General features: G+C 64.7%; 4 protein-coding genes. All 4 read right to left on the bottom strand.

Features of this window, described 5'->3' with window-relative positions; translation table 11 throughout:
- On the bottom strand, positions 1-635 hold a 635-nt coding region (whiA, locus tag KAZ48_11045), incomplete at its 3' end, for a DNA-binding protein WhiA (GenBank protein ID MBP7973324.1).
- Positions 626-1,657, bottom strand: a complete 1,032-nt coding sequence (gene yvcK, locus KAZ48_11040; GenBank protein ID MBP7973323.1) for a uridine diphosphate-N-acetylglucosamine-binding protein YvcK — start codon at positions 1,655-1,657, stop codon at positions 626-628. The genes yvcK and whiA, both read right to left, overlap by 10 nt.
- A gap of 3 nt (positions 1,658-1,660) precedes the next feature.
- Positions 1,661-2,512, bottom strand: coding sequence for an RNase adapter RapZ (gene rapZ, locus KAZ48_11035; GenBank protein ID MBP7973322.1), 852 nt, complete (start codon positions 2,510-2,512; stop codon positions 1,661-1,663).
- 7 nt (positions 2,513-2,519) lie between these two features.
- On the bottom strand, positions 2,520-4,295 hold a 1,776-nt coding region (gene uvrC, locus KAZ48_11030), incomplete at its 5' end, for an excinuclease ABC subunit UvrC (GenBank protein MBP7973321.1).

Raw genomic sequence — 4,295 nt, 5'->3', positions numbered from 1 at the left:
CGACGCTCTTCCCACGCCATCACGGATTCGTGCGCGCCGAGGCGAGTGAGCAAGGCACTGATCGCGTCCCCGTCGCGGATGACGACGCGATCGACTCCGCGAACCTCGCGCGACTTCGACGCGATGCCCATTCTGCGTGCGGCGCCAACGAGTGCGAGCGCCGCTTCCGGGCCTGGGCAGGTCACTTCGAGTGCAGACGATCGACCGGGTTCAGTCAGCGAACCGTGAGCCAGGAACGCGCCGCGCCAGGCTGCCTCGACATCGCAAAGTCCGCCATTGACGACTTGGGGCGGAAGCCCTCGGACCGGTCGACCCGATCCATCCACCAGGCCCGTCTGACGGGCAAGTTGCTCGCCGCCGTTGACCACTCGGACCAGGTAGCGGTTGCCCTTGCGCAGTCCGCCCGGATGAACCACCGCGAGGTCGGCGTTGTGGCCGTACACCTCGTGGATGTCCTTGCGCAGTCGTCGCGCCGCAGCTCCCGTGTCTAGCTCAGCCTCGATCACGATCTTGCCGCTGACAATATGCAACCCGCCAGCGAACCTCAGGATCGAGGAGACCTCGGCCTTGCGACAGCAGGTCTTGGTTACTTCAAAGCGACTGAGCTCGTCTTTGACAGCCGACGTCATTGCCATGCGCTGATACTGCCACGACCAAGCACCGCCGCGAGGGCTGCTGCCAGAAGATGGTCGTCATGACGAGGGATTCGACTACTCGACGGTTCCCCGGCTGCCAGCGGCCGCAGGACCAGGTCTGCTCCCACGCGGGCCGTCGCCTCGGCCAGTTCGACCTTGTCATCGATGAACCGCGGGTCCGCGAGCACCCAGTCGAGCCGGACATCGGGGAATTGCTCCCCCCACACCCGCAAGTAGTCGTGGGTGGCGAAGTCCTCGGTGTTCACCTGACCGGAATCCCGACTAGGTGTCCCACGCGGACCGTCGAGGTTGAGGACCAACAGCCGTTGACCCTGCGCCCGGGACAGCGCGGACCGCACGCTTGGCACCAGCAGGTGCGGTAAGACGCTGGTGTACCAGCTGCCGGGGCCGAGTACTACCGACTCCGCCTTGCCGATCGCCTCAACTGCCTGGGGGCACGCTGCGGGCGCAGCTGGCTCCACCCGCAGCCGCTCGATCGTGCAGCGAGTGTGTTCAAGTTCGACTTGACCGCGAATCTCGGAAAGCTCGCCCGGTCGCTCGGGATCGAGTCCACGAACCGTCGCAACGATGTTCAACGGCACGTTGGCAACAGGCAGTACCCGACCGTTGGCGCCGAGCAGCGCGGCGACCCAATCGAGGCCCTCGACAACATCACCGGTTTCTTCCCACAGAGCCGCGATCAAAAGGTTGCCCGTCGCATGCCCGGCAAGCTCGCCCGTTCCGCCGAAACGATGCTGCATCACGCGCGACCAGGTGCGTCCCCAGGCGTCGTCACCACAGAGCGCGGCCAAGGCCATCCGCAGATCACCCGGCGGCGGCACGCCAAGCTCAGTCCGCAATCGACCGCTGGATCCGCCGTCGTCGGCGACCCCAACGATCGCCGTGAGGTTGTTGGTCAGCCGTCGCAGTGCGCGCAGCGTTACCGACAAGCCATGACCGCCGCCGAGGGCAACGACCGGCGGACCCTGATTGCCCAGAGCCACGGAAGGGAATTCGACCATGGTCTACTCCCGGCCGAGGTCGCGGTGCACGACGAGCGTCTCCACGCCCTGCTTGACCAGCCGCGCGGCAAGGTGTTCTGCCATCGCAACGCTTCGGTGCTTGCCTCCAGTGCAGCCGATGGCGACGGTGACGTAGCGCTTGCCCTCGCGGACATAGCCATCGGAGATGATGTCGAAGAGCTTCGTGTATTCGTCGAGGAACACCCGAGCCTCAACGTGACTGGTGACGTAGTCACTGACGCCCTCGTCGCGACCCGTGAGCGATTTCAACTCCGGCACCCAATAGGGGTTGGGCAGGAAGCGCATGTCAGCGACCCAGTCGGCGTCAACGGGAATGCCGTACTTGAAACCGAACGACATCACGGTCGCCCGCAGCGCGATCTCCTGGCCCCCGCCGAACGCCGCCTCGATCTTGCGGCGAAGGTCGTGGACGTTGAGGCCGGAGGTGTCGATGACCAGATCACTGTCTGCCCGAGTGTCGCTGAGCAACACACGTTCCCTGGTCAGACCGTCGAGCACCCGGCCGCGGCCCTGGAGCGGGTGTGGCCGACGGTTGGACTCGAACCGGCGCACGAGGACCTCGTCGGTTGACTCAAGGAACAACACCCGCACGTCGTAGCCGGCCGCCTTGAGCTCGTGGATCTGTTCGTCGAGGCCAACGAACATCGAGCCACCACGCACGTCAATGACCACCGCCAGGCGTGGCACTGACTCGGCGGCCTCCAACGCACTGAGCGCTTGGCCGAGCAGTTCCGGCGGCAGGTTGTCGATGACGAACCAGCCGAGGTCCTCCAGTGCGCGGGCAGCCGTCGACCGCCCCGCACCGGACATGCCGGTGACGAGCACCACTTCGATCGATCCATCAGTCACGGTCATCAGCATGGCCCACAATCTCCCCGGTCGTCAGGTTGACAGCAGGCGAGTCGCTCGTGGTGGCCAATGCTGCGCTGATGAACTCAGCGAGCTTGGGACCGATTCCGGCCACGCCCGAGAGTTCGGCGGGGGTCGCAGCGCGCAGCTTGCGGACCGAACCGAAGCTGCGCAGCAGTGCCTTCTTCCGGGCGGGACCCAAACCGGGGATGCCGTCGAGGGCACTCACTTTCGACCGTGCTGCGCGTCGCTGGCGGTGGTAGGTGATGGCAAACCGGTGTGCCTCGTCTCGGATCCGCTGAAGTAGGTAGAGACCCTCGGAACGGCGAGGCAGAATCGCGGGGTCATCAACTCCGGGCGTCCACACCTCTTCCATTCGCTTGGCCAGGCCGCGCACCTGGATGAAATCGATATTAAGGTCACGCAGTGCCGCTGCGGCAGCGTTGACCTGGGGTGCTCCGCCATCGACCACCAGCAGCCCCGGCCGATAGCGGGTCCGGTCATCGCCAACTGCATCGGGCGACAACCGCGCGAATCGGCGACTGACAGCCTGATACATGGCGGTCACATCGTCGAGGTGATCGTCCATCGCGAACTTGCGGTAATCGGACTTCTTGGGCAGCGCATCCTCAAAGACGACGATCGATGCCGTGATGTCAGTTCCCTGGTGACTGGAGATGTCGATGCACTCGATCCGCAGCGGTGCTTGCGGCAGGTCGAGGGAAGCTTGCAGCTCCTCTAGGGCGACACCCCGGGCAGTCAGGTCCCCCGCGCGCCGCAGTTTGTGCAGCGCAAGATCCTGGCTCGCGTTCTTCTCCACCGTTGTGAGCAGCTCGCGCTTTGGTCCGCGGGCTGGGGTGCCCACCCGCACCCGCGAGCCGCGAAGTTCGCTCAAGAGTTCGACGACTGTCTTCTTGTCCGGCAGTGGGTGCGACAACACAACCTCGCGCGGTATCAGCACGTGGGATCGATCGACCTCCTGCTCGCCATAGAGCTGCATGAGGTATTGCTCCATCAAGGTCGGCGCGTCCTCGTCGACCATTCGTTCCAAGATGAGTCCCCGCTGACCTGTGACGCGCCCACCGCGAACATGAAATACCTGTACCGCAGCTTGCAGGTCATCTTCGTAGAGCGCGATCACATCGGCATCGGTAGCGTCCGGCAGCACCACTGCCGAGCGAGCCAGTGCGCGGCGCAAGGCACCGAGGTCGTCGCGTAGTCGGGCAGCGCGCTCGAAATCCAGTTCGGTGGCGGCCTGGCGCATCTTCTGCTCGATGTCGGAGACGTAGGCATCCGTTCGCCCGCCCAGGAATCGGCAGAGGTCATCAACGATCTGTCGGTGTTCCTCCTCGCTCACCCGTCCGACGCAGGGCGCCGCGCACTTGCCAATGTCGCCAAGCAGGCATGGTCTGCCCATGCGTTGATGGCGATTGAAGACGCCCTTGGAACAGCTGCGCATCGGGAACACGCGCAGGAGTTGGTCCACCGTCTCCCTAATCGCCCAAGCGTGGGCATAGGGGCCGAAATAGCGAACGCCCTTCTTCTTGTCGCCCCGCATCACCTGAATGCGCGGGAATTGCTCGCCCACGGTGACCGCCAGGTACGGGTAGGACTTGTCGTCGCGGTAGCGGACATTGAAGCGGGGGTCGTATTGCTTGATCCAGGAGTACTCAAGCTGCAACGCCTCAACCTCGTTGGCAACGGTGACCCAATCCACTGCGTTCGCCGAGTTGACCATCGCGTAGGTGCGCGGATGCAACGTGGACAT

The sequence above is a fragment of the Candidatus Nanopelagicales bacterium genome, assembly GCA_018003655.1.
In the GTDB taxonomy this organism is placed as follows: Bacteria; Actinomycetota; Actinomycetes; order S36-B12; family UBA10799; genus JAGNDY01.
Note: the sequence above shows the minus strand (reverse complement) of the source record. Positions and strands in the feature narration are given on the sequence as shown.

Bases quoted from the DNA above. Each gene is read 5' to 3' on its own strand.
- yvcK (MBP7973323.1), bottom strand. From the start codon at position 1,657: ATGGTCGAATTCCCTTCCGTGGCTCTGGGCAATCAGGGTCCGCCGGTC.